Annotated in this window: 20 protein-coding genes; 6 read left to right on the forward strand and 14 right to left on the reverse strand. The window is 62.2% G+C overall.

All coding sequences use genetic code 11. From position 1 onward, the window contains the following. Positions 1-851: 851 nt before the first annotated feature. Positions 852-2,015: an MFS transporter gene (locus ABRA89_RS05465; protein WP_349940440.1), complete on the forward strand. Its 1,164-nt coding sequence runs from the start codon at positions 852-854 to the stop codon at positions 2,013-2,015. A 185-nt stretch (positions 2,016-2,200) separates the two neighbouring features. On the opposite strand, the gene ABRA89_RS05470 is transcribed toward ABRA89_RS05465, so the two are convergent. The 3 genes from ABRA89_RS05470 to ABRA89_RS05480 all read right to left on the reverse strand — a co-directional run bounded on the left by ABRA89_RS05470 (position 2,201) and on the right by ABRA89_RS05480 (position 4,468). Next, positions 2,201-2,782: a type II toxin-antitoxin system VapC family toxin gene (locus ABRA89_RS05470; protein WP_349940441.1), complete on the reverse strand. Its 582-nt coding sequence runs from the start codon at positions 2,780-2,782 to the stop codon at positions 2,201-2,203. Positions 2,783-2,786: 4 nt separating this feature from the next. Continuing rightward, positions 2,787-3,236: a hypothetical protein gene (locus ABRA89_RS05475; RefSeq protein WP_349940442.1), complete on the reverse strand. Its 450-nt coding sequence runs from the start codon at positions 3,234-3,236 to the stop codon at positions 2,787-2,789. 209 nt (positions 3,237-3,445) lie between these two features. Then, positions 3,446-4,468, reverse strand: coding sequence for an endo-1,4-beta-xylanase (locus ABRA89_RS05480; RefSeq protein WP_349940443.1), 1,023 nt, complete (start codon positions 4,466-4,468; stop codon positions 3,446-3,448). 166 nt (positions 4,469-4,634) lie between these two features. Between ABRA89_RS05480 and ABRA89_RS05485 the strand changes: the two genes are divergently transcribed. Beyond that, a complete protein-coding gene (locus ABRA89_RS05485) occupies positions 4,635-5,930 on the forward strand; it encodes a lipopolysaccharide biosynthesis protein (RefSeq protein ID WP_349940608.1) in 1,296 nt (431 codons plus the stop codon). Between the two features lie 71 nt (positions 5,931-6,001). On the opposite strand, the gene ABRA89_RS05490 is transcribed toward ABRA89_RS05485, so the two are convergent. The 11 genes from ABRA89_RS05490 to ABRA89_RS05540 all read right to left on the reverse strand — a co-directional run bounded on the left by ABRA89_RS05490 (position 6,002) and on the right by ABRA89_RS05540 (position 15,798). Further along, on the reverse strand, positions 6,002-6,883 hold the full coding sequence (locus ABRA89_RS05490; RefSeq protein ID WP_349940444.1) for a DUF6492 family protein: 882 nt from the start codon (positions 6,881-6,883) through the stop codon (positions 6,002-6,004). Positions 6,884-6,951: 68 nt separating this feature from the next. Next, positions 6,952-7,767 carry a WecB/TagA/CpsF family glycosyltransferase gene (locus ABRA89_RS05495; RefSeq protein ID WP_349940445.1) on the reverse strand — a complete coding sequence of 272 codons (816 nt, stop codon included), beginning with the start codon at positions 7,765-7,767 and terminating at the stop codon, positions 6,952-6,954. After that, positions 7,764-8,987 (reverse strand): glycosyltransferase family 4 protein, encoded by a 1,224-nt coding sequence (locus ABRA89_RS05500; RefSeq protein ID WP_349940446.1) that lies wholly within the window; start codon positions 8,985-8,987, stop codon positions 7,764-7,766. Before ABRA89_RS05500 ends, ABRA89_RS05495 begins: the two co-directional genes overlap by 4 nt. Before the next feature lie 181 nt (positions 8,988-9,168). Then, the gene (locus ABRA89_RS05505; RefSeq protein WP_349940447.1) at positions 9,169-9,591 is read right to left on the reverse strand and encodes a hypothetical protein; all 423 of its coding nucleotides are present in this window, start codon (positions 9,589-9,591) and stop codon (positions 9,169-9,171) included. Positions 9,592-9,595: 4 nt separating this feature from the next. Further along, positions 9,596-10,144 carry a hypothetical protein gene (locus ABRA89_RS05510; RefSeq protein WP_349940448.1) on the reverse strand — a complete coding sequence of 183 codons (549 nt, stop codon included), beginning with the start codon at positions 10,142-10,144 and terminating at the stop codon, positions 9,596-9,598. Positions 10,145-10,215: 71 nt separating this feature from the next. Then, complete coding sequence (gene hisG, locus ABRA89_RS05515; RefSeq protein WP_349940449.1) at positions 10,216-10,926, reverse strand: ATP phosphoribosyltransferase; 711 nt, start codon at positions 10,924-10,926, stop codon at positions 10,216-10,218. Further along, positions 10,923-12,071: an ATP phosphoribosyltransferase regulatory subunit gene (locus tag ABRA89_RS05520; protein WP_349940450.1), complete on the reverse strand. Its 1,149-nt coding sequence runs from the start codon at positions 12,069-12,071 to the stop codon at positions 10,923-10,925. The genes hisG and ABRA89_RS05520 overlap by 4 nt, the downstream gene beginning before the upstream one ends. After that, on the reverse strand, positions 12,068-13,687 hold the full coding sequence (hisS, locus tag ABRA89_RS05525) for a histidine--tRNA ligase (protein WP_349940451.1): 1,620 nt from the start codon (positions 13,685-13,687) through the stop codon (positions 12,068-12,070). Before hisS ends, ABRA89_RS05520 begins: the two co-directional genes overlap by 4 nt. Before the next feature lie 349 nt (positions 13,688-14,036). Further along, positions 14,037-14,297 carry a BrnA antitoxin family protein gene (locus ABRA89_RS05530; protein ID WP_349940452.1) on the reverse strand — a complete coding sequence of 87 codons (261 nt, stop codon included), beginning with the start codon at positions 14,295-14,297 and terminating at the stop codon, positions 14,037-14,039. Beyond that, entirely contained in the window at positions 14,275-14,544 is a 270-nt protein-coding gene (locus ABRA89_RS05535; protein WP_349940453.1) for a BrnT family toxin, read from the reverse strand. Before ABRA89_RS05535 ends, ABRA89_RS05530 begins: the two co-directional genes overlap by 23 nt. 240 nt (positions 14,545-14,784) lie before the next feature. Further along, a complete protein-coding gene (locus ABRA89_RS05540; RefSeq protein ID WP_349940454.1) occupies positions 14,785-15,798 on the reverse strand; it encodes an LLM class flavin-dependent oxidoreductase in 1,014 nt (337 codons plus the stop codon). A 151-nt stretch (positions 15,799-15,949) separates the two neighbouring features. On the opposite strand from ABRA89_RS05540, the gene rph reads away from it, so the two are divergent. The 4 genes from rph to ABRA89_RS05560 all read left to right on the forward strand — a co-directional run bounded on the left by rph (position 15,950) and on the right by ABRA89_RS05560 (position 18,969). After that, positions 15,950-16,672 carry a ribonuclease PH gene (gene rph, locus ABRA89_RS05545; protein WP_349940455.1) on the forward strand — a complete coding sequence of 241 codons (723 nt, stop codon included), beginning with the start codon at positions 15,950-15,952 and terminating at the stop codon, positions 16,670-16,672. 4 nt (positions 16,673-16,676) lie between these two features. Continuing rightward, positions 16,677-17,321 carry an RdgB/HAM1 family non-canonical purine NTP pyrophosphatase gene (rdgB, locus tag ABRA89_RS05550; RefSeq protein WP_349940456.1) on the forward strand — a complete coding sequence of 215 codons (645 nt, stop codon included), beginning with the start codon at positions 16,677-16,679 and terminating at the stop codon, positions 17,319-17,321. Between the two features lie 18 nt (positions 17,322-17,339). Then, positions 17,340-18,542, forward strand: coding sequence for a radical SAM family heme chaperone HemW (gene hemW, locus ABRA89_RS05555; RefSeq protein WP_349940457.1), 1,203 nt, complete (start codon positions 17,340-17,342; stop codon positions 18,540-18,542). Between the two features lie 190 nt (positions 18,543-18,732). Continuing rightward, entirely contained in the window at positions 18,733-18,969 is a 237-nt protein-coding gene (locus tag ABRA89_RS05560; RefSeq protein ID WP_349940458.1) for a DUF6894 family protein, read from the forward strand. The last annotated feature ends 65 nt before the right edge of the window (positions 18,970-19,034 follow it).

Raw genomic sequence — 19,034 nt, forward strand, 5'->3', positions numbered from 1 at the left:
TATTAAAATTGTGCAAATCGGCCCAGTGACCCGAAAGCCGCCCGCTGGCGGACGGCAATTCTTACGCGGCCGAACGGAGCGGCCCGGTCGGCTTTTGATCGTTGCGAGGTCGAATTTGAAAATCGAACGCAGTTTCCGTGCGACCGGTTTGCGCCGTGCCTCACCGATCACTGATTTTCCAGCGTTTTGAGAAGTACTGCCGACATAGTCTTCAAAACAGATCATAGATCCACGCACCCACAAAAGACCAGAACACCGCCAATTGGATCGTTATTGCCCGCCGGACGATGGCGACGAAAACGTCGATTGATCGGTTCCATCATGAGCGATTGTCATTGGCCGGGGACCGTATGGGTTTGGCTTCCAAGTCATGCCTTCTGCCTCTTTGGCTATGACTGATGGTTTACGGCTCGAATAAGACAATGTTCCGGCTTCCTCAGCCGAGCATGGTGTCGTGGTAAATTTTATATTTACACATTACGCAGATTTATCTTAAATTATATAATATTTATATGACTTCTTAATTTGGAAAAATCGTCATACTTTTTAATTTAAATGACAATTTGCGAAGCCCACCAACTTCGACTTATTTTACGCATGTTCGAGGGCCGACGGACAATTCCCTGCTGGCGGCTGCTCCTGAACTGCACATCCATTTTCGGACCGACGATGAGCGACGCCCCCTTTCGGAACGAACAAGTGTTCCCCTCGACGGTGATGCGTCGAAGCCTGCCGACCGGCTGATCCGCCCAACCCCGCAACGACAGCGCCGGCTCTATCTCACACAACACAGCAACGCATTTCGTTCGCGAACATTACCTTTAAAGGCCGAAAGGACCAGGAGGTTTGACGTGATCGAAAGACGGCAAATCGCAACAGTGGGGTTCATCGCGACCGCTGTCACCTTCGGCCCCGGCCGCATGGCCTATGGCATGTTCCTCCCGCAGCTCAGGGAAGAATTCGGCTTCGGCACCGGAACCGCGGGCTCCATTGCGGGCCTTGCCTTCGCGGCCTTTTTTGTCGCGCTGTTCCTCACGGGCTGGATGACCGCGCGCATCGGGCCGCGCCTGCCCGTGCTAAGCGGCGGCATTTGCGCGGTCGCCGGCTTCGCGCTCACAGCCCTCGCGCCCAGCCTCGCGGTCATGACACTCGGTATCGCCCTCGCCTCCGCAAGCGCCGGATTTGCCTGGACCCCGTTCAACAGCATGACCGGGAAAGCGGTCTACGAAAACTTTCAGAAACGCACCCTCTCGATCGTCAGCACCGGCACCACGTTTGGGATCATCGGCGCCGGCGTTCTGGCGCTGGCGCTCGTTCTCGCCGGCCAGTCCTGGCGCATTGCGTGGTGGAGCTTCGCGGCCATAGCGCTCGCGGTGGTGATCGCACCACCGCTTCTCCTGCCGAGGCTGGCGATCGACGGGCAACAGTCCGACATCGCGCTAAGCACCGTCGGGCGGCGCCTTCGATCCTGGGACGCGGTGCCGCTTTACGGCTTCGCTTTCTCCTTCGGCGCGACGAACGGCACCTATCTCTCGTACTGGATCGAGCATATCGCCAGCTCCGGCGGGCTGCCCGGCATATCACCGGAGCTGATCGGGCCCGTCCTTCTCGTGGCATTCGGTCTCGCCGGCTGCCTCGGCCTTCTCACCGGCGATATCGAAGACAAGATCGGTCTTCGAGCTCTTCTGGTGGCTCTGTTCACCGGCTCAGCCGCCTCGCTGCTGCTGCTCGCCTCTATGCCGGGAAGCTGGACAGCCACCCTCCTCTCAGCCGCCCTACAGGGCGTCTGCCTCATGGCTCTCAGCTCGGTTTACTCGTTCTGGAGCGAGCGTCTCTTTCCGGGAATCCCATCGGCCAGCTTCACGGCTATCCTCATGGTCTCAACCGGCAACATGCTCGCTCCGCCGTTGGCTGGTCTGATGAGCAGTGCCATGGGCCTTGGAGCGACACTAGCCGTCTTCGGCATCGTCTCTCTCGCATCCCTGGTGTTCGTTAGAGGGGTAAAGGAGGTGTGACGGCGCTACGCCGCTGGACACGAAACCAAATCGATAGTTCTGTTTCAGAATCATGCCAGATATGACTTGGTACGTTTTGACTCTTTAAGACGTTCTGGCGTGGCTGCACCAACCGAAAATTAGACGTAGGCTCGTCTTTGACTCGATGACCTTGCAACGGGCCGTAAAAATCTCTGATTTTGTGGTTACGCAGTTCGTTTTGCCGGAACTGGACGGTACAGAAGAACCCGACCCAGCGGTCGGAGTTGGAGCAGGATGTCGAACTCCGCGACATTGGCCGTCAAAAGCGTGAGACCAAATTTCTCCGCCTGAAGAAACAAGGTGCAGTCGTTCAATGCTTTCATTTTATCGTCGTCGGCATAACCTTGCGTGCGGCCTAGGATCCCAGCAAGGACCGCAGCCCGGCCCATAATGTCAGCATCCGGCACGAGCTGGCGGTGCGCTGGCATTCCCCGAACGAGCCGCTCGATACTGGCCTTCACAGCTGGGGTGCGTTGGTCGTCCTCACGCAGTTGCCCGACGCCGAACATCAATTCCCCGACCGCAACCATCGAGTGGCTTACAATCCGGATGTCCATCAGCCTGTCGACGGTTTCGGGCGTGGTGCCCTTCATTTGGTCGATATAAACGCAGGTGTCGAGAAGCAGGGGACCACCCGCGACAACGTCGTCACCCAGGTAGGGCAACTGGTCGTCCCGGCGCCGGGCAAGCGTTCGACCAGGGTCGCTTTTTTTGACGCGCTCGGCCGTGCTGAAATCAAAGCCCACAGCGTCAGAAGCCGAAGTCTATTTCTGGATCAATAGTGCCACGGACGGAATGGAAAGCCTCCGCAAAATTGTCCTCGATCGCGACAGTGGCCAATGCGAACTCAAGGAGTTCAGTGTCAGAGGTAAGCCCTGTCTTGGCTTTAGCCTTCGCAATTAGCTCGTTGCTGACACGGCCCGCAATGCGTCCGTCCTTGGCTGCGGTGAGCCCCTCGTCGGCAGCGGCATGCATCACGGCTTCAACCATCTTGCCGCTACGGATCGACCGGATCACGCGGTCTTTGTTGAAAGCTTGCTTACTGACGCCTTGCAAACCATCAACTTCCACGATCGTCATATGAGGATGCCCCCGACCGGTGCTCACTTCAACGAACCGTCCAGTTCTAGTGTTGCGGCCGCGTTTTAAAAAGCCCGTGAGTGCTATACCCGAACCGGACGAACGGTGGTTCTTCGCCATATCACGTCAGCCTTGTTCAACATTGCGGATTTCTGTGTAACATAACGATCCTTCCTAAGTTTTCAACATAAACGTCCTTGCTTTGAAGCGGATAGACAAGTCCCTCCTTCGGGGACGCTCAAGCGCTCGCTTCTGAAACACTTTCACAGTATTCTGTTTCAGCCGATGCCGAGTCCACAACAGCTCAACGCCGCCATCGCCTTTGGCGATCAACTCGCCGCCGCGACGCGCCGTTGCAGCAATCCCATCCAGTTCTTTTCCTCATAATCGCTCGTCAGCGGCAGCGGCCGGTGCGGTGAGCCGTCGTCACGCGGCATCAGGTCCGGGATCCAAGTGTATTTGTCCGTGATCCCCCAGACGACGACCATTTCCGGCCGCTTCCAGGCGAAGACGCCGTCGAGGAAATCCTCGACGATGGAATAGGCCGCCTCGTCCATGACTTCCGGATCGGTCGGGCTTTCGAGATCGATCACGTCGAGCTCGGTGACAAGCAGCGACACGCCCAGCCGGTCGAGATCGCGGTGGAAGGCCTCCAGCCCCTCCTTGTCGATCTCGCGCCCGACATAGAGATGGCCCTGAATGCCGACACCGCCGATATCGATGCCGCCGTCCTGCATCTGCTGGACGAGCTCCAGCATCACTCGGCGACGGGCCGCGTATAGCTCGCCCTTCCATTCGAGATCGAAGTCGTTGATCACCAGCCGCGCCGTCGGATCGGTTCGTGCCACCGTCTGGTAGGCAAGCGGGATATGCCGGGGCCCGAGCATCCGCAGCCAGTAGGTATCTCGCAGCGGTCCCTCCTCGCGCGGATCGTAGGAGATCACCTCGTTGGCCACATCCCAACCGGTCAACCGGCCGCGATAGCGGTCCGTCACCCGCTCGATATGCTCGATCAGCACCCGCTCGGCCTCGCGCCTTGTGTCAATCCGCTCAACCCAGTCCGGCATCGCGCCCCACCACACATGGGTGTGGCCGCGCGCCAGCTTGCCATTGGCTTCCGCGAGATCGATCAGCCGGTCAGCGGGCTCGAAATTCCATTGATCGCGTTCGGGATGTATCATGTTGAACTTCAATTCGTTCATCGGCATGATCAGGTCGTAGTGATCGAGAAAAGCCTTGGCGTAGCGCGGATCGCTGTCGAGATACTGGCTCTGGATCGCCCCGCCCAGCGGAATGCGGCCCGTTTGCGCATCGGCCTCAGACGAAAGGCCCAGGCTCGCAGCGACCGCCATGCCGGCGCCGGCCTTCAGAACGGAACGACGCGTTAACGGCTGGCCGTTAATGTCCGCGCAACGGAAGTCGCTGGTCGCGCTGGATCGCTTGAGGCTTTTTGCATCCGGTATCATCGCCCAGCCTCCCGGAAACGACGGAGCGAAACGCCCCATGAACAGGATCGCAGTGTTGCGTCAAACCCTTAAGGGCAACCTAAGCGTCCTTCGCGATTATGCGTCCCTGGTTTCCGGATCGCTGGGCAGGCTCGTCCTGTCGCTCGGCTATTTCGTCTGCATCGCCAACGGTCTTTCGATCGGCGATTTCGGGCTTTTCGCGACAGCCTCGGCGACCGGCGTCATGCTCTCGCGGGTGTGCGGCCTCGGTTTCTATTCACCGCTTTACCGGGCGGCGATCGTCAAACCGCATCTCATCGGCACCTACACTGCCGGCTATATCGTCGCCTCCGTCCTCTCGCTGCCGCTGGTCGTGCTCGCCGGTGCAATCTTCTACCTGACCGTCTTTGCCGGCGAGATGGGCATCACAGCCTTCGCGTTCGTTCTCGCGGCAGAGATTATCGGATGGCGCTCGCTCGAGATCGTCATCATCGTCAACAACGGGATCGGGCGCTTTGGACGCGGCGCGCTCCTCACCATCTTCGGATCGGCGGTGAAAGCGCTCGCGGCGGTCGGCTTCTGGTTTCTCGCCGACGGCGAACTCCTCACCTGGGCGGCCTACTATCTCGCCGCCAATATGCTGTCCGCCGTCATAGCCCTGGCCGCCACCTATCCCCGCCAGCGCCTGCGCTTTCGGCCCAAGCTCTATCTCGCGCGCTGGCGCGACAGCATCTCGGTTTCAGGCGCCGACATGGTGTTCTATCTCCAGTCCGACCTCGACAAGCTGCTGGTACTTGCCTTCGGCGGCCCGGCCGCGGCCGGTATCTACGCCATCATCATGCGGCTGGTGGACCTGACGGCGCTTCCCATGCGCTCATTCAACACGCTGATCGTCCAGAAGATCATGAAGGCGCCGGCCTTTTTGGACAGCTGGAAGCGCCGGATCGGCATCGAAGCCGCCATCGCCTTCGTCTCCATCGGCGGTCTCGTCGCGCTCGGCGGTTTTCTCTGGCTCTTCCCGACTGCACTCGGCCAGAACGTCGCCGACGCTGCGCCGCTGATTCTGCTGGTGCTGATGGTTCCGGCTTTTCGCAACCTCGTGGAATACGAGGCCGAACTCCTCTACGCCCGGGGCAAGACGACGATCCGCGTCGCGATCCTTGCCACAGCCGCACTCCTCAAGGCCGGGCTCCTCGCAGCGCTTCTCGTCACCTTCGAGACCCAGGCGACTTGGATCGCGATGCTCAACGGGGTCTTCGCAATTTTGTGGCTCACCTCTGCCTTCGCCAGCTACACGGCACTCGACTGGCGCGGCTGGCCGAAGATGAGGCGAGGTGAGACAGGCCGCGAGGCTCCGGTCGTCTCCTGACGCGCCATCTCGGCTGTCTTGGCGCAGCCCATGCCTGGCGAGTTGGCGAATTCAAGAAAGTTCTCGTCGCCTCAGGCGAGGCCTGCCGCCTTGCGGATCAACGCACTGTCCGTTCCGGTGAAGGACTGGATGCCCGCCGCGACGTGATGCGGTTCAAGGGATTGGACAAACTGCTCCAGCGAAAGCTCGCTCATCGCCTCGCCATCCCAATACATGGAACAGCGTTGGTAGCCGACAGTGAAATGCCGATCGGGCCGCTTCTCGACCTCGTCCACGAAACGTCCGTAGATCGTGCATTCGGAAAGCGCGCGGGTTCGCGATAAGGCATCGATTGCTGAATTGCCGGTCACGCTCTCGATCCGCGCGTTCATGTCTCGCACGGTGTCCGTATTCCAGGCGATCAGCGTCGCGATATAGCCGGTGTCGGTATATTCGGGTTCGGCAATGCCCAGAAGCTCGCCCGCCTTGCGCGACCAGTCGTAATGGACCTTCTGATATTCCTCGAGGGCGACACGCACCCCGCCCGGCTTGCGGTAGAAGCCGACACGCCCCTCGTCATCCTCGAAATGGCCGGTATCGAAGTCCCGCAGGAACACGACGTCGGAATCGACGGTGATCATCGCGGTCTCGTCCAGCTTGGCCCCGAGCATGATCCGGCGAAGCTGCTGTGTGTGCCAGCCCTGGAGCGGCAGGCCCTTCGGCGTCAGCCAGATGCGCCGCTTGCCGAACCGCGTCGGATCGGGAACGGCGCGCAGCCACCATGGGAAGAGATCGCGTTCGTCGACCACTTCGCGCTTCGGCCCTTCCAGCGCCCGGAACATCGTGACATCGCGCGCTTCGACCGCGAGGATATGCTTCGTATACCCGCTCACCCGCGCATCGATGGAGTCGCAAAGAAGCCGGCAGCGCTCGAAATCTCCACGATAGCTCGATGTGACGATGGCCTGGGACAAGGAAAGAAACTTCCGCGCTGGAATGATCTGTAAGGCTTAAGGGTCGTTCTCGACGATCCTGTCAAGCGTTACCGGACCGAGCGAGGTGTCAGCCGATCCCGCAGGATCTCCGCAATGAAGAGCGGATTGCCGAGCACATAACGCCGCCAGAGCCGCGACGGCTCGAGCCCCAGCCGCCATGCCCATTCCAGCCGAAGCTTGCGAACCGCGAGAGGCGCACGCGCGACGTTTCCGGCAAGAAAGTCGAACAGCGCCCCGACGCCGATCAAGATACGTCCGTGCCGGGCGTCGAGATGCTCCACCATGAAGCGTTCCTGCGCTGGCACGCCCATCGCCACGAGAACGACGTCAAACTGCCCTTCCTCAAGCCGCACAAGCACGGCGTCGCGCCCCGCCTCGCCGAAAAACCCGTCCGAGACCGCGACGAACTCATGCTCGGGCAAGGCGCTGCGGAGCGTATCGGCCGCCTTCACCGCAACGCCCGGCGCACCACCAACAAGTCCGATCTTCAGCGGCGTCTTCGCTTCCCGGAAGAAGCGCGGCACGAAATCCGTGCCGTTGAGATTTTCGGCGAACTTCCGCCCGTGCAGAAGCTGAGCGCCAAGATCGACGCCGATCCCGTCGGGCAGAACCACGCATCGCGCGAGCGCTTTCCGATAGGCCTCGTCGCGCCGCGCAAGATTGACGCAGTGGGCATTGAGAAAGGCGAGCCGCAGAAAATCTCCCCGCGCAACGACGTCGCCGAGCCGCGCAATGATATCCTCGCCGCGGCAGTCCTCGACCGCCACACCCGCGAGAGCCATCCGTTCGGCGCCGCCAGCGGAGGACTCGCCGAAAACCGGCGCGCCGCCGGATTGAATGTCCTCATACTCGGCCCGCATCATGCGCTCGCCTTGAAACCGGGCTCGGCGGGCGTATTGCGTACGATCTTCGGCTGGAACCCGCTCTTTGTGGCACCGAGGCGCTTGAGCCCCGCCGCGATCGACTCGTCGAGCAGCGATTTCTGCGCCCGCGCAAATTCGCCCCCATCCACGCGGCCGATCTTTCCGGCGCGCTCCTTCTCCACGAGATCGATCAGCGCGTGGGCGAAATCGGAGGCGCGGTCCGCACGTCGCACATTATCCGGTATGTACGAGACTCCCCTTAGCGCCCGGCTCGTCGCTACGGCAGGCATGCCCTCTTCAAAGGTCTCCAGCGTTTTCAGCTGGATGCCCGTTCCGGCCTTCGTCGCAAGTGCCAGAACCCGCGAGCCGTGCACGAAGCCTTGAGCACTCTCGACCCGTCCCGGATAGCGGATATTGCCTGCGGCCTTCGGCGGTTCGCCGTCGAAGCGACCGGCGATCGCAATCTCGAAATCGAGCGGTAGAAGCGGGACGACTTCGTTCAGGAACCAGTCGAGCCCGATGCGGTTCGGCGCCCAGCTCCAGGTGCCGATCATGCCGATATCCTGGGTTCTACGTCCATCATCAGCCACCGGTTCGCGCCCCACCACCAGCGGCAGATTGATCGCTCGCTCGTCCCGCGCGATGCCGAGGCCCACCTTGTCGTCCTCGGCAAGCGTATGGATCACCCGTGCCCGCGCGCAGGCATGCATTTCAGCACGCTCCAGAAGCTGCGCCTCGCGCTTGTAGAGCACCCGGTCGATCGCGCTCTGGGCGTTGCCGGCATTCTCGATCGCCGAGCGGCCTTCAACATTATGTGCAACGAAGACGGTCGGATATTCGGCGAAGAGAAACGGATAGGCGGCCGCCATCGCGATCGAGGAGAGCACGATACCGTCGATCTTTCCGGCGCTCTTGATCTTCGTCAGAAGGTCGGAATTCGAATAGCGCGCCACCTTGGCCGCCGTGATCGGCAGCTTGCGCCGAAACGCGGTCGCGACCCAGGCCGCCTTCTGGAAGCCGGAGGCCGTCGCGTTTTCGATGCCGACTTCGCCGAGGCAGATCGCATTGTCCGGCAGCGCCGCGCCGGGGCGGCGATAGCCCATCAGCGTCAGCTTCACGCCCTGGCTCCGGTAGGCGTCCAGAATCGCCTGATTGGCGATTTCGTAGCCCGTCGACGGATTGCCGTCCGGCAAAATGGAGACGATCGCGAGAAGATGCATGACTTTGCCCTTCGAGCCCGTTGGACACGAGTGTTCTCAGGCAATCATGCCAGCGAACCCTTGAGCGAAGGCTAAAAGCGGCTGCGAAATTCACATTTTCAGCAGATCTCAAATATCCGCAGCGCCTCACGCCAGAAAAACGTGCTGGCCAAGCCTTTGAAACCGAACGAACGAGCGATGATTATTTGACCGGAAATCCGATCACGCCGCGATGGTAAGGAAACCGCGCCCGTTGCAGCGGATCGGGCCCGGTAAAGATCAGCCGCACGCGAAAAGCCGGGGGCGCGACCGCGATGAGGAATTTCCGCACCGTCGGATCGTCCGGATAGAACATCGGCATATCGAGGTAACGGCGTTCGTGGCGCACCCAGCGCGGGATCGCCGGCAGATGCCACCGCCGCGCCAGATGCTCGCCCACCCCGCCAAGAAAGGCGTCACATCGCGGAATATCGACGAAGCCAGGGTCGTCCGCGATCATCTCATGTTGCCGCTCGATGTCTCCGTCGGCGCCATAAAAATGGTCCAGAAACTCCCTCAGATGATGGTCCCAGTCCGGGTCCCCGCGCGTCCGCTCGGCAACGCCCTTCAGGCTGTGCGGCCGCACCGGATCAGCCTCCCAGCACCTGAGAGAAGCGCGACGCAACTTCGTAGGGCGGGTCTTCGTCATGGATGCAGCGGTAGAGACCGAGCAATTCGTCTTCGCTCCGGATATCCAGATGAGCCGCCAGTCTCCGCGCATCATTCAGATCGCGATCGCCCCGATTGACACTCTTCAGCGCCACCAGCTTCAAGGCGAGCATGTAGCGCGGATTGGCGACAACGACCCGCAATCCGGGCTGCTCGCCCGGTGGGTAATTGCCGGAAAATTCGAAAAGATCCTCGGGCTCTTCCAGCGGCGTGAACATGCCAACGGCATTGTTCAGCCAGTCGTCCTGCAAGCCCATTTGGCGGGCGACATGGGCGACTGACGGGCCGAGCTTTGCCTCTTCATGCCCTTCGCGAACCACTGCGCAAACATCCTGCGTCATCCGGCGCCAGTCGAATTGCAGTATGAGGGCACGTCCGCCGCAGACCGCAAGTTCGATGAGCAGGCCGCGCCGGGAAAGATCGCGTCCCAACAGCGTCAGCGCTTCGTTCAACCTCTCCCTGTCGAGCATGGACTTGCGGTTCCGTCTCAACCGGCGATCCGAAGCGCTGGGAAACGCATCGGTGCGGGTGCGATCGAAGCTTACGCGTCCGAAGCCACTCCGCCAAACCGCCCGGCGAAATCGCTCGCCTCGGCCTCGTCGCCCTCAGACCGTCGCCGCGTCTTCGACTTCACGAGGCAAGCTTCCGATCTGAGGATCGGATCGTCGTTCAAAACCTTCAGATGGTTCGCCGTCAGCGTCGAGCCGGTGGAGGTGATGTCGACAATAACATCCGCTGAGCCCGCCGCCGGCGCTCCTTCCGTTGCGCCAAGGCTCTCGACGATGCGGTAGCTCTGGATGCCGTGCAGCCGCGTGAAATGGCTCTGGGTGAGGCGCCAGTATTTCGTCGCGATCCGCAGGCGCCGGCCATGGCGCGCACGGAACGCGCCGGCGACGTCACCAAGATCGTCCATTGTCTCCACGTCCACCCAGCTCTCAGGCACCGCGACCACCACATCCGCATGGCCGAAGCCGAGGCGCGCGACGATTTCGACCGCGCTCTCGTGATCTGGGATCGATTCACGGATCAGGTCCTCGCCCGTCACGCCGAAATCGATCGCCCCGTCCCGCAGCTCCCGCGCGATCTCGGAGGCCGAGAGAAGCAGCACTTCCAGCCCGTCGAAGCCGGTGACACTCGTGCGATAGGACCGCTCGTTGGCTGCCGGCTCCACGGTGATGCCCGCGCCGGCCAGCGTCTCGATCGTCTTGTCCTTGAGGCGGCCCTTGGAAGGAATTCCGAGCGTGATCGTCATGCCGCCGCTCCCTCGTTCACAGCGCGAACATGCTCTTCCAGCCGGGCGAGCCAGAGCGAGAAGCCGACGGCCGGTATCCGCTCCTCGGCCCCGAGCAGCGTCATCAGCCGGTCGTACCGCCCGCCGCCGGCCAGCGTCACGCCGCCGGTCTTCGGCCGCACCTCGAAGACCATGCCGGTGTAATAGTCGATCGGCCGCCCGAACGCCGCCCGATAGGTGATGGTCGACAATTCCACGCCTGCCGCCTGCAGCGCAAGATTGCGCGTCTCGAAGAAGCCGATCGCCCGATCGAGCACCAGCCCTGCCCCTTCGGCAAGCGCACGCACTGCCGCGCCCGCCTCGGCCAGCGGGCAGTCGATCGCGAGAAACCGCTTCAAAAGGTCGATCGAGGCAAGGCTCAGCCGACCTTCCGCTGTCGCCACCTTCTCGATCAGGCGCTGGGCGACCTCCTGCGGCGTGCGGCCGGAATGGGGCGGCAGGCCCGCCTCCTCCATGCGCTCGCGGATCGCGCGGATCAGCGCGCCCTCCTCTCGCTCGCGGGCAAGCTCCAGCAGCGCATCAGGCACGTTTTCGAGCGAAGCCGAACCCGGATTGGCGAGCGCTTCCATCACATGGCCGAGCTGCTGGTCCTCGCCGAAGGTGCGGATCAACCGGCGCTGCCAGCCGTCCGGCAGGCCGAGCGCCGAGAGAAACGCCTCGAACAGCCCCTGATCGCCAAGCACGACATCCACGCTGTCGAGCCCAACGCCGAGCGTCTCGCAGGAGGCAAGCGCATCGGCCAACGCCCGCGCATCGGCCGTCGCAAGATTCGGCTCACCCAGATCCTCGATGCCCGCCTGCTCAAGTTCGCGCGGCCCCTCGTCCTCGCGCGGTTGGCGGAAGACGAGGCCACGATAGGAATAGCGGCAGGGCAGCGGCTCGCGCCGCTCGATATGGTGCAGGCAGACGGGGATCGTGAAATCCGGCCTGAGGCACAAATTGATGCCCGCCTCGCCGCGCGTCAGGTAGATGCGCCGGCGCAGCGCCTCTCCCGCCGTGTCGAGATAGGGCTCGGCCGGCTGGAGCAGGTCCATGGTGATGGCGCTTGCCCCGCGCGTCTGAAACAGCGCGGCCAGCGCCTCGGCCGATGGGCTCGCGGAATTCATGCCGAGCGGCTCTTCCGCTGCCGATCGAGGATCGCCGTCACGGCAGCAACCAGCTCACTCTCGTCCACCATCTCCTGCCCGGCCCGCGCTTCGCGCCATTCGGTGTTGTCGGTGATCTCCGCCGACATCTCCTTGCCGAGGGCCAGATCCTTCACCTGCACCTTGCCTGCCGCCTTCTCGTCCGCACCTTGAATGACGACGCAAGGCGAATTGCGGCGATCGGCATATTGCAGCTGATTGCCGAACTTCTTGGGGTTGCCCTGGAAGACCTCCACCGGCACCAACGGTTTCGACGGATCGGCATTGAGCGCGGCACGAAGCGTCGTCGCCATCGCCTGATAATCGGCCATCCGGTCGCGATCCATGACCGTGACGACGACGGGGCCGGTGCGCTCGGCGGTTTCAAGCCGGCCGAGATTCTTGAGCGCCGTCATCAGCCGCGAGACGCCGATGGAAAAGCCCGTCGCCGGCACCGGCTGGCTCATGAAACGCGAAACGAGCCCGTCATAGCGTCCACCACCGCCCACCGAGCCGAACTGAACCTTCTGGCCCTTTTCGTTGACGACATCGAAGAGGAGCTCGGCTTCGAAGACCGGGCCGGTATAGTATTCGAGGCCTCGGACGACGGAGGGGTCAATTGTAATTCTGCGAGGACCATATCCAGCAGAATCAAGATAATTTGCAATTAATTCTAGTTCGGACACTCCTTCCAAGCCGACCATAGAAGATTGGAGATCACTTTTGATAGCAGATGCCGTTGCACGATTTGAATTATAGAAAACTTCCGTGTTTACAATCTGCTTTACGCCATCAGCTTTCTCTGCGGATGATGCGTCGACTTCCTTCTTGAGCCACATGGTTACAGACTCAGGAGCTATGTATTTTTCAACAATTCGGATTTGATTTTCAGAAAGGCCGACACCTTCAGTGTGATCGCCACTTTCATCAGTTCGACCCTGGCCAAGTAATAGCCGTACGCCGTCTATGCCGATCCGATCCCTCTTATCGAGGGCTCGCAAAACCATGAGTCTTCGATTGTAGCTTTCTGCACCCGATAGACCGGCCACCTCCAGCACCCCATCGAGAACCTTCCGGTTGTTCACCCGAATCACATACTGGCCGCGATCGATACCCAACGCCTCCATCGTGTCGGCCATCATCATCGCCATCTCGGCATCGGCCGAAACGTTCGGCGCGCCGACGATATCGGCGTCGAACTGCATGAACTGGCGGAAGCGCCCCGGCCCCGGCTTCTCGTTGCGGAACACATAGCCCGCCCGATAGCTGCGATAGGGTTTCGGCAGGCTCTCGTAATTCTCGGCGACGAAGCGGGCGAGCGGCGCGGTCAAATCGTAGCGCAGGCTCATCCACTGCTCGTCGTCGTCCTGCAGCGAGAAGACGCCCTCGTTCGGCCGGTCGCTGTCGGGCAGGAACTTGCCGAGCGCATCGGTAAACTCGAAGACCGGCGTCTCGACGGGCTCGAACCCATAGGACTCGTAGACCCGGCGAATGGTCGCCAGCATCCTCTCCTGCGCCCGCAAATCCTGCGCCTCGCGATCGACAAAGCCGCGCGGCAGACGTGGGCTTACACGCTTCGGCTTCTTGTCCTTGGCCATTCTCGCGAGGGTCCTGTCTGGTGTTCTTGAGTTCCACTTGCACGCAATGGCGCGCATATGTGCGACACGCACATGCCCGGTCGCTCTACCGGATGCATTTCTGAGGGACAAGGCAAGAGAGCGCATGTCTGAGCTCTCTCGTCATCCCGGTCTCCGAACCGGGATCCAATCCAGAGGCCGTTCCTCCCTCATGAAGGTGGAGATGGCGCCACCAAATTTACCGAAAGTTTAGAGGAATGGACCCCGGCTCGGAGGCCGGGGTGACGAAGGAGGAGAGTGCGCGGCTCCTGTTACGAGCCACGAAGAACGCTAGTTGCCAAGATGAAGTCCCCCGCCGTATTCGGTCAATTCACCGTTCCAGACCGGCTGCCTTTCGGAGAGTCTCGTCGATACGCGACTGCCAGCCCGGACCGCCGGCCTTGAAGTGATCGAGCACATCCGGGCTGAGCCGGATCGAGACCGGCACTTTCGTTGCCGCCTTCTGCGGCCCCCGCGTCCTCGGGAAAGCCGCGCGGATGCGCTCCGGGAGTTCACTCGCCGGGCGCGCATTGGCAAAGTCGTCTTCGGTCCATTCCGGGTTCTCGGAATCAATCAGTGACGGGCGGGACATAACGCTTCATCTCCTTCTGATGCGCCCGGCGAAGACTGATCGCACGGAGGATGCCGTCTCGCTCGGTGAAAGCGAGACTATGAGCCTCGCCATCCAGCAAACCCCAAGCCCGATAGCGGGTTTCGCCGTAATCTTTGCTATCGTCCTCGACGAAGGCGAGGATTTCGAAATCCCTCGCACGAGCGAGCGAAACACCGTGCTTCTCGATGTTCGTCTCGTCTTTCTCCGGATCGAACTCGATCTGCATATTGATTGAGCTAGGCCTTCATTCAGGCGGTGTCAATTAAATTGTATATACGAAAAGAGGTGCACGTTTCGAAAAAGAGTTTCTGCCGCTTCGTCCTAAACTTTCGGCTAGAAGCACAATGCTCTCGGCATCGTCATCCCGGCCTCCGAGCCGGGGTGACGAAGGAGGATAGTGCGGGGCACATCCCGCTGAATGCTTGGCAGGGTGGCCGCGCATGACGAGAGACCGTGACCGAGGCGCTCAAGCCGCCTGCCGAACCCCACCAATCGCCTGCATGGCCTCGGCGGCAATCCGATGGCTCTCTTTCCTCTTACCGTGATCGTGAATCTGGCTCGCGAAGATGATCTCGTCGGGCTGGTAGCGCTCCATCCAGCCTTCGATCGCCGCCCGCACGCTGGCCGGCGAGCCGACCGCCGAGACCCGCAGAGCCTCGTCGACGCCAGCCTTGATCGCCGGATGGGCGGTCTCGCCGAAATCCTCCACCGGGCGCGGCAGCTTGCCGGGATTGCCGGTGCGCAGGTTCGCGAAGGCCTGCTGCATCGAGCTTTTGAGGAAATGCCCCTCATCATCCGTCTCCGCGCCGAAGACGTTTGCGGCGAGGATGAAGTGAGGCTCGGGATGAGGCTCGGACGGGCGATAGGTCTCGCGATAGGTCTTCGCCGCCTCGGCGAGAGCGCCCGGCGCGAAGTGGGAGGCGAAGGCGTAGGGCAGACCGAGATAGGCCGCGAGCTGCGCGCCATAAAGGCTCGAGCCGAGAATGAAGATCGGCACCTCGGTGCCCTCGCCCGGCACGGCGCGCACCTTGCCCTGCGCATCGTCGTCCTTGGCGAAATAGCCCATCAGCTCGACGACGTCCTGCGGGAAGTTGTCGGTCCCGTTCATCGTGCGACGGAGCGCCATCGCCGTCTTCTGGTCCGTGCCCGGCGCGCGGCCGAGGCCGAGATCGACGCGTCCCGGATAGAGCGTTGCCAGCGTGCCGAAGGCTTCCGCCACCATCAGCGGCGAATGGTTCGGCAGCATGATGCCGCCCGAGCCGATACGAATCGTCTTCGTGTTCGCGCCCACATGCCCAAGGGCGACCGCCGTCGCGGCACTCGCGATCCCCACCATGTTGTGGTGCTCTGCCATCCAGAAGCGGGTATAGCCCAGCGCCTCGGCATGGGCCGCAAGATCGGCGGAATTGGCGAGCGCGTCACGCGCGTCAAAGCCTTCGGGAATCGGCGAAAGATCGAGAACGGAATAGGGAAGCGTCATCGGGCGTGCCTCAATTGGCTCATCTGTCATGTCGTGACAGCGATATGGGCGCGCGCCGTGCGATCCGAAAGAGATGCGCGCCTTCCCTCCGCCCTCCTTCCCCGTTAGAAGCCCGCAACGATCCGTTAACCATTCACACTCGGGAGCCAACATGCGCCCATCCAAACGCCCCGCCGACGCCATGCGCGAGGTCTCGCTGACCACCGGCGTCAACCGCCATGCGGAAGGCTCATGCCTCGTCAAGTTCGGCGAGACGCATGTCCTCTGCACGGCCAGCCTCGAAGAGCGCATTCCGCCCTGGCTCAAGAATTCAGGCAAGGGCTGGGTGACGGCCGAATACGGCATGCTGCCCCGCGCCACCGGCGACCGCATGCGCCGCGAGGCGTCAGCCGGCAAGCAGGGCGGGCGCACGGTTGAAATCCAGCGCCTCATCGGCCGCTCGCTGCGCGCCGTCGTCGATCTCGGCGCGCTCGGCGAACGCCAGATCACGGTGGACTGCGACGTCATCCAGGCCGATGGCGGCACCCGCACCGCATCCATCACCGGCGGCTTCGTGGCGCTTGCCGAATGCCTGAAATGGATGGAAACGCGCGGCATGTGCCAGCGCAAGGATGTGCTGAAAGGCCATGTCGCCGCGGTCTCCTGCGGCATCTACAAGAACGAGCCGGTGCTCGACCTCGACTACCCCGAGGACTCCGTCGCCGAGACCGATGCGAACTTCGTGATGACGGGCGCAGGCGGGATCGTCGAAATCCAGGGCACCGCCGAAGGCGCACCCTTCTCGGAAGACGAGTTCATGCAGCTCATGGCGCTGGCCCGAAAGGGCATCGGCGAGCTGGTCGAGGCGCAGACCAAGGCACTGGGAGACGCGTAAGGCCATGCCCCTCCTCAAACCCGAAGACGGCCCCCTCCTCGTCGCCAGCCACAATCGCGGCAAGATCTGGGAAATCCGCGAGCTGATGGAGCCCTTCGGCTTCGAGGTCACCTCCGCCAAGGAGAAGAACCTCGAAGATCCCGAGGAGACCGGCACCACCTACGAGGCGAATGCCGAGATCAAGGCGCTCGCCTCCCACAAGGCCACCGGCCTTGCCTGCCTGTCGGACGATTCCGGTATCTCGATCGACGCGCTGAACGGCGATCCCGGCATCTACTCGGCCCGCTGGGCGGGACCGGACCGCGACTTCGACATGGCGATGCGAAACGTGGAGGAAAAGTTGCAGGCGGCCGGCGCGACCACACCCGACAAGCGCCGCGCCACCTTCGTCGCGGTCCTCTGCCTCGCCATGCCCTCCGGCGAGACGCATCTTTATCGCGGCGAGGTTCACGGCCAGATCGTCTGGCCACCGCGCGGCGATCTCGGCTTCGGCTACGACCCGATCTTCCTGCCAGACGGCCTCGAAAAGACCTTCGGCGAGATGATGTCGGCCGAAAAACACGCCTGGAAGCCCGGCCAGCCGGACGCCCTCTCCCACCGCGCCCGAGCCTTCCAGAAATTCGCCCGCGAAGCCCTCGGGACAGATTGAGCGGATAGTTTCAGGCCGATGAGCACGAGCCTTCTCGAAGCGCCCAGGACGAATGTCCTTCCGTTCAAGCCGGTCGCGACCGATCCCGGCTTCGGCGTCTATGTGCATTGGCCGTTCTGCGCCGCCAAATGTCCCTATTGCGACTTCAACAGCCATGTGCGGATGAAGCCCGTCGATCAGGCGCGCTATGCGGCGGCCTTCGAGCGCGAGCTGGCCGAGATGGGCCGGCGGTCGAGGGGCGAGAGGGTCACCTCGATCTTCCTCGGCGGCGGCACGCCATCGCTCATGGAGCCGGCGACGGTCGGCATCATCCTCAACGCGATCTCCAACATCTGGACCGTCGCGCCGGATGCCGAGATCACCCTCGAAGCCAATCCGTCGAGCGTCGAGGCGAACCGCTTCCGGGGCTATCGCACCGCCGGCGTCAACCGCGTCTCGCTCGGCGTTCAGGCGCTCAACGACCGCGACTTGAAGCGCCTCGGCCGGCGGCACAATGTCGAAGAGGCGCTGCGCGCCATCGGCCTTGCCCGCGAGATATTCCCGCGCCTCTCCTTCGATCTCATCTATGCCCGGCCCGACCAGACGGTCGCCCAGTGGGAGGCCGAACTTGCCCGCGCGATCGATCTCGCCGCGGATCACCTCTCGCTCTACCAGCTGACGATCGAGGAAGGCACGGCCTTCTACGCCCTCCACAAGGCCGGCAAGCTGATCGTGCCGGACGGCGATCTCTCCGCCGATCTCTATGAGGCGACCCAGTCGATCACCGCTGCGAAAGGCCTGCAAGCCTACGAGATTTCCAACCACGCCGTGCCCGGCGCGGAAAGCCGCCACAACCTCACCTACTGGCGCTATGGCCACTATGCCGGCGTCGGTCCCGGTGCCCATGGCCGTCTCTCCTGGGACGGATATCGCTACGCCACGGCCAACGAGCCCCTGCCCGAGACCTGGCTCCAGATGGTCGAGGACTGGGACCATGGCATGAAGGTGGAGGAAGCCCTCAGCATCTCCGAACAGGCGGACGAACTTCTGCTGATGGGCCTGCGGCTTGCCGAAGGTGTCGATCTCAAGCGCTGGCGCGAACTCTCAGGCCGAGACATCGATCCGCGCTCCGAGCGCGACCTCGTCGAAAACGGCATGGTCGAGCGGCTCGGCCGCGATCGTCTGCGCTGCACGCCGGCCGGCATGATGGTTCTCGATGCGGTCGTCGCGGACCTGGCCTGAGCGTGTCGACTAGCTGCTGCGCACGTTCAGCTCCGACAAGATCACAAATTCCGGTCCGGAATATATTGATCGCTGCACGGTAAACACCCGGCTAAGGAGATAAAGCGCGCACCGATCGGAAATCTTTCCGGGCTAAGTTGTTGAAAGCTTAATGGTTACAACAGCGCGCGCCTCTCAATCGGACTTTAGGATGCCGACCTTCTATTTCGACATAGAGGACGACTCGACGCTTCAACGCGATGAAACAGGCGTTGTATGCGACAGCAGCGAAGCTATTCAGAAATTCGCTATGGAGGCACTGCCCTCCATCGTCTCGGAGCGGCTGGCGGACGCCAACCGACACACGATTGCGATCTTGGTCCGCGACGAAGAAGGGGCCTATGTGTTCCGGGCGGCCATGACCATGACGGCTGGCTGGCTGCGGTAGCAGAGGGCACCTAACTTTCTCGGTAGGCCGGCCGGAGATGCGGGTTTGTCCATTTTGCGGAAAAC

This window comes from Fulvimarina thalattae, assembly GCF_040239565.1.
Lineage (GTDB): Bacteria > Pseudomonadota > Alphaproteobacteria > Rhizobiales > Rhizobiaceae > Fulvimarina.

Excerpts from the sequence above, each read along its gene's own strand:
- ABRA89_RS05520 (WP_349940450.1), bottom strand. The coding sequence starts at position 12,071 with ATGAATTCCGCGAGCCCATCGGCCGAGGCGCTGGCCGCGCTGTTTCAG.
- ABRA89_RS05500 (WP_349940446.1), bottom strand. The coding sequence starts at position 8,987 with ATGCATCTTCTCGCGATCGTCTCCATTTTGCCGGACGGCAATCCGTCG.
- ABRA89_RS05510 (WP_349940448.1), bottom strand. The coding sequence starts at position 10,144 with ATGCTCGACAGGGAGAGGTTGAACGAAGCGCTGACGCTGTTGGGACGC.
- ABRA89_RS05540 (WP_349940454.1), bottom strand. The coding sequence starts at position 15,798 with ATGACGCTTCCCTATTCCGTTCTCGATCTTTCGCCGATTCCCGAAGGC.
- hemW (WP_349940457.1), top strand. The coding sequence starts at position 17,340 with ATGAGCACGAGCCTTCTCGAAGCGCCCAGGACGAATGTCCTTCCGTTC.
- ABRA89_RS05535 (WP_349940453.1), bottom strand. The coding sequence starts at position 14,544 with ATGCAGATCGAGTTCGATCCGGAGAAAGACGAGACGAACATCGAGAAG.
- ABRA89_RS05560 (WP_349940458.1), top strand. The coding sequence starts at position 18,733 with ATGCCGACCTTCTATTTCGACATAGAGGACGACTCGACGCTTCAACGC.
- ABRA89_RS05495 (WP_349940445.1), bottom strand. The coding sequence starts at position 7,767 with ATGATGCGGGCCGAGTATGAGGACATTCAATCCGGCGGCGCGCCGGTT.
- hisS (WP_349940451.1), bottom strand. The coding sequence starts at position 13,687 with ATGGCCAAGGACAAGAAGCCGAAGCGTGTAAGCCCACGTCTGCCGCGC.
- hisG (WP_349940449.1), bottom strand. The coding sequence starts at position 10,926 with ATGACGATCACGCTCGGAATTCCTTCCAAGGGCCGCCTCAAGGACAAG.
- ABRA89_RS05530 (WP_349940452.1), bottom strand. The coding sequence starts at position 14,297 with ATGTCCCGCCCGTCACTGATTGATTCCGAGAACCCGGAATGGACCGAA.
- rph (WP_349940455.1), top strand. The coding sequence starts at position 15,950 with ATGCGCCCATCCAAACGCCCCGCCGACGCCATGCGCGAGGTCTCGCTG.
- rdgB (WP_349940456.1), top strand. The coding sequence starts at position 16,677 with ATGCCCCTCCTCAAACCCGAAGACGGCCCCCTCCTCGTCGCCAGCCAC.
- ABRA89_RS05475 (WP_349940442.1), bottom strand. The coding sequence starts at position 3,236 with ATGGCGAAGAACCACCGTTCGTCCGGTTCGGGTATAGCACTCACGGGC.
- ABRA89_RS05480 (WP_349940443.1), bottom strand. The coding sequence starts at position 4,468 with ATGGCGGTCGCTGCGAGCCTGGGCCTTTCGTCTGAGGCCGATGCGCAA.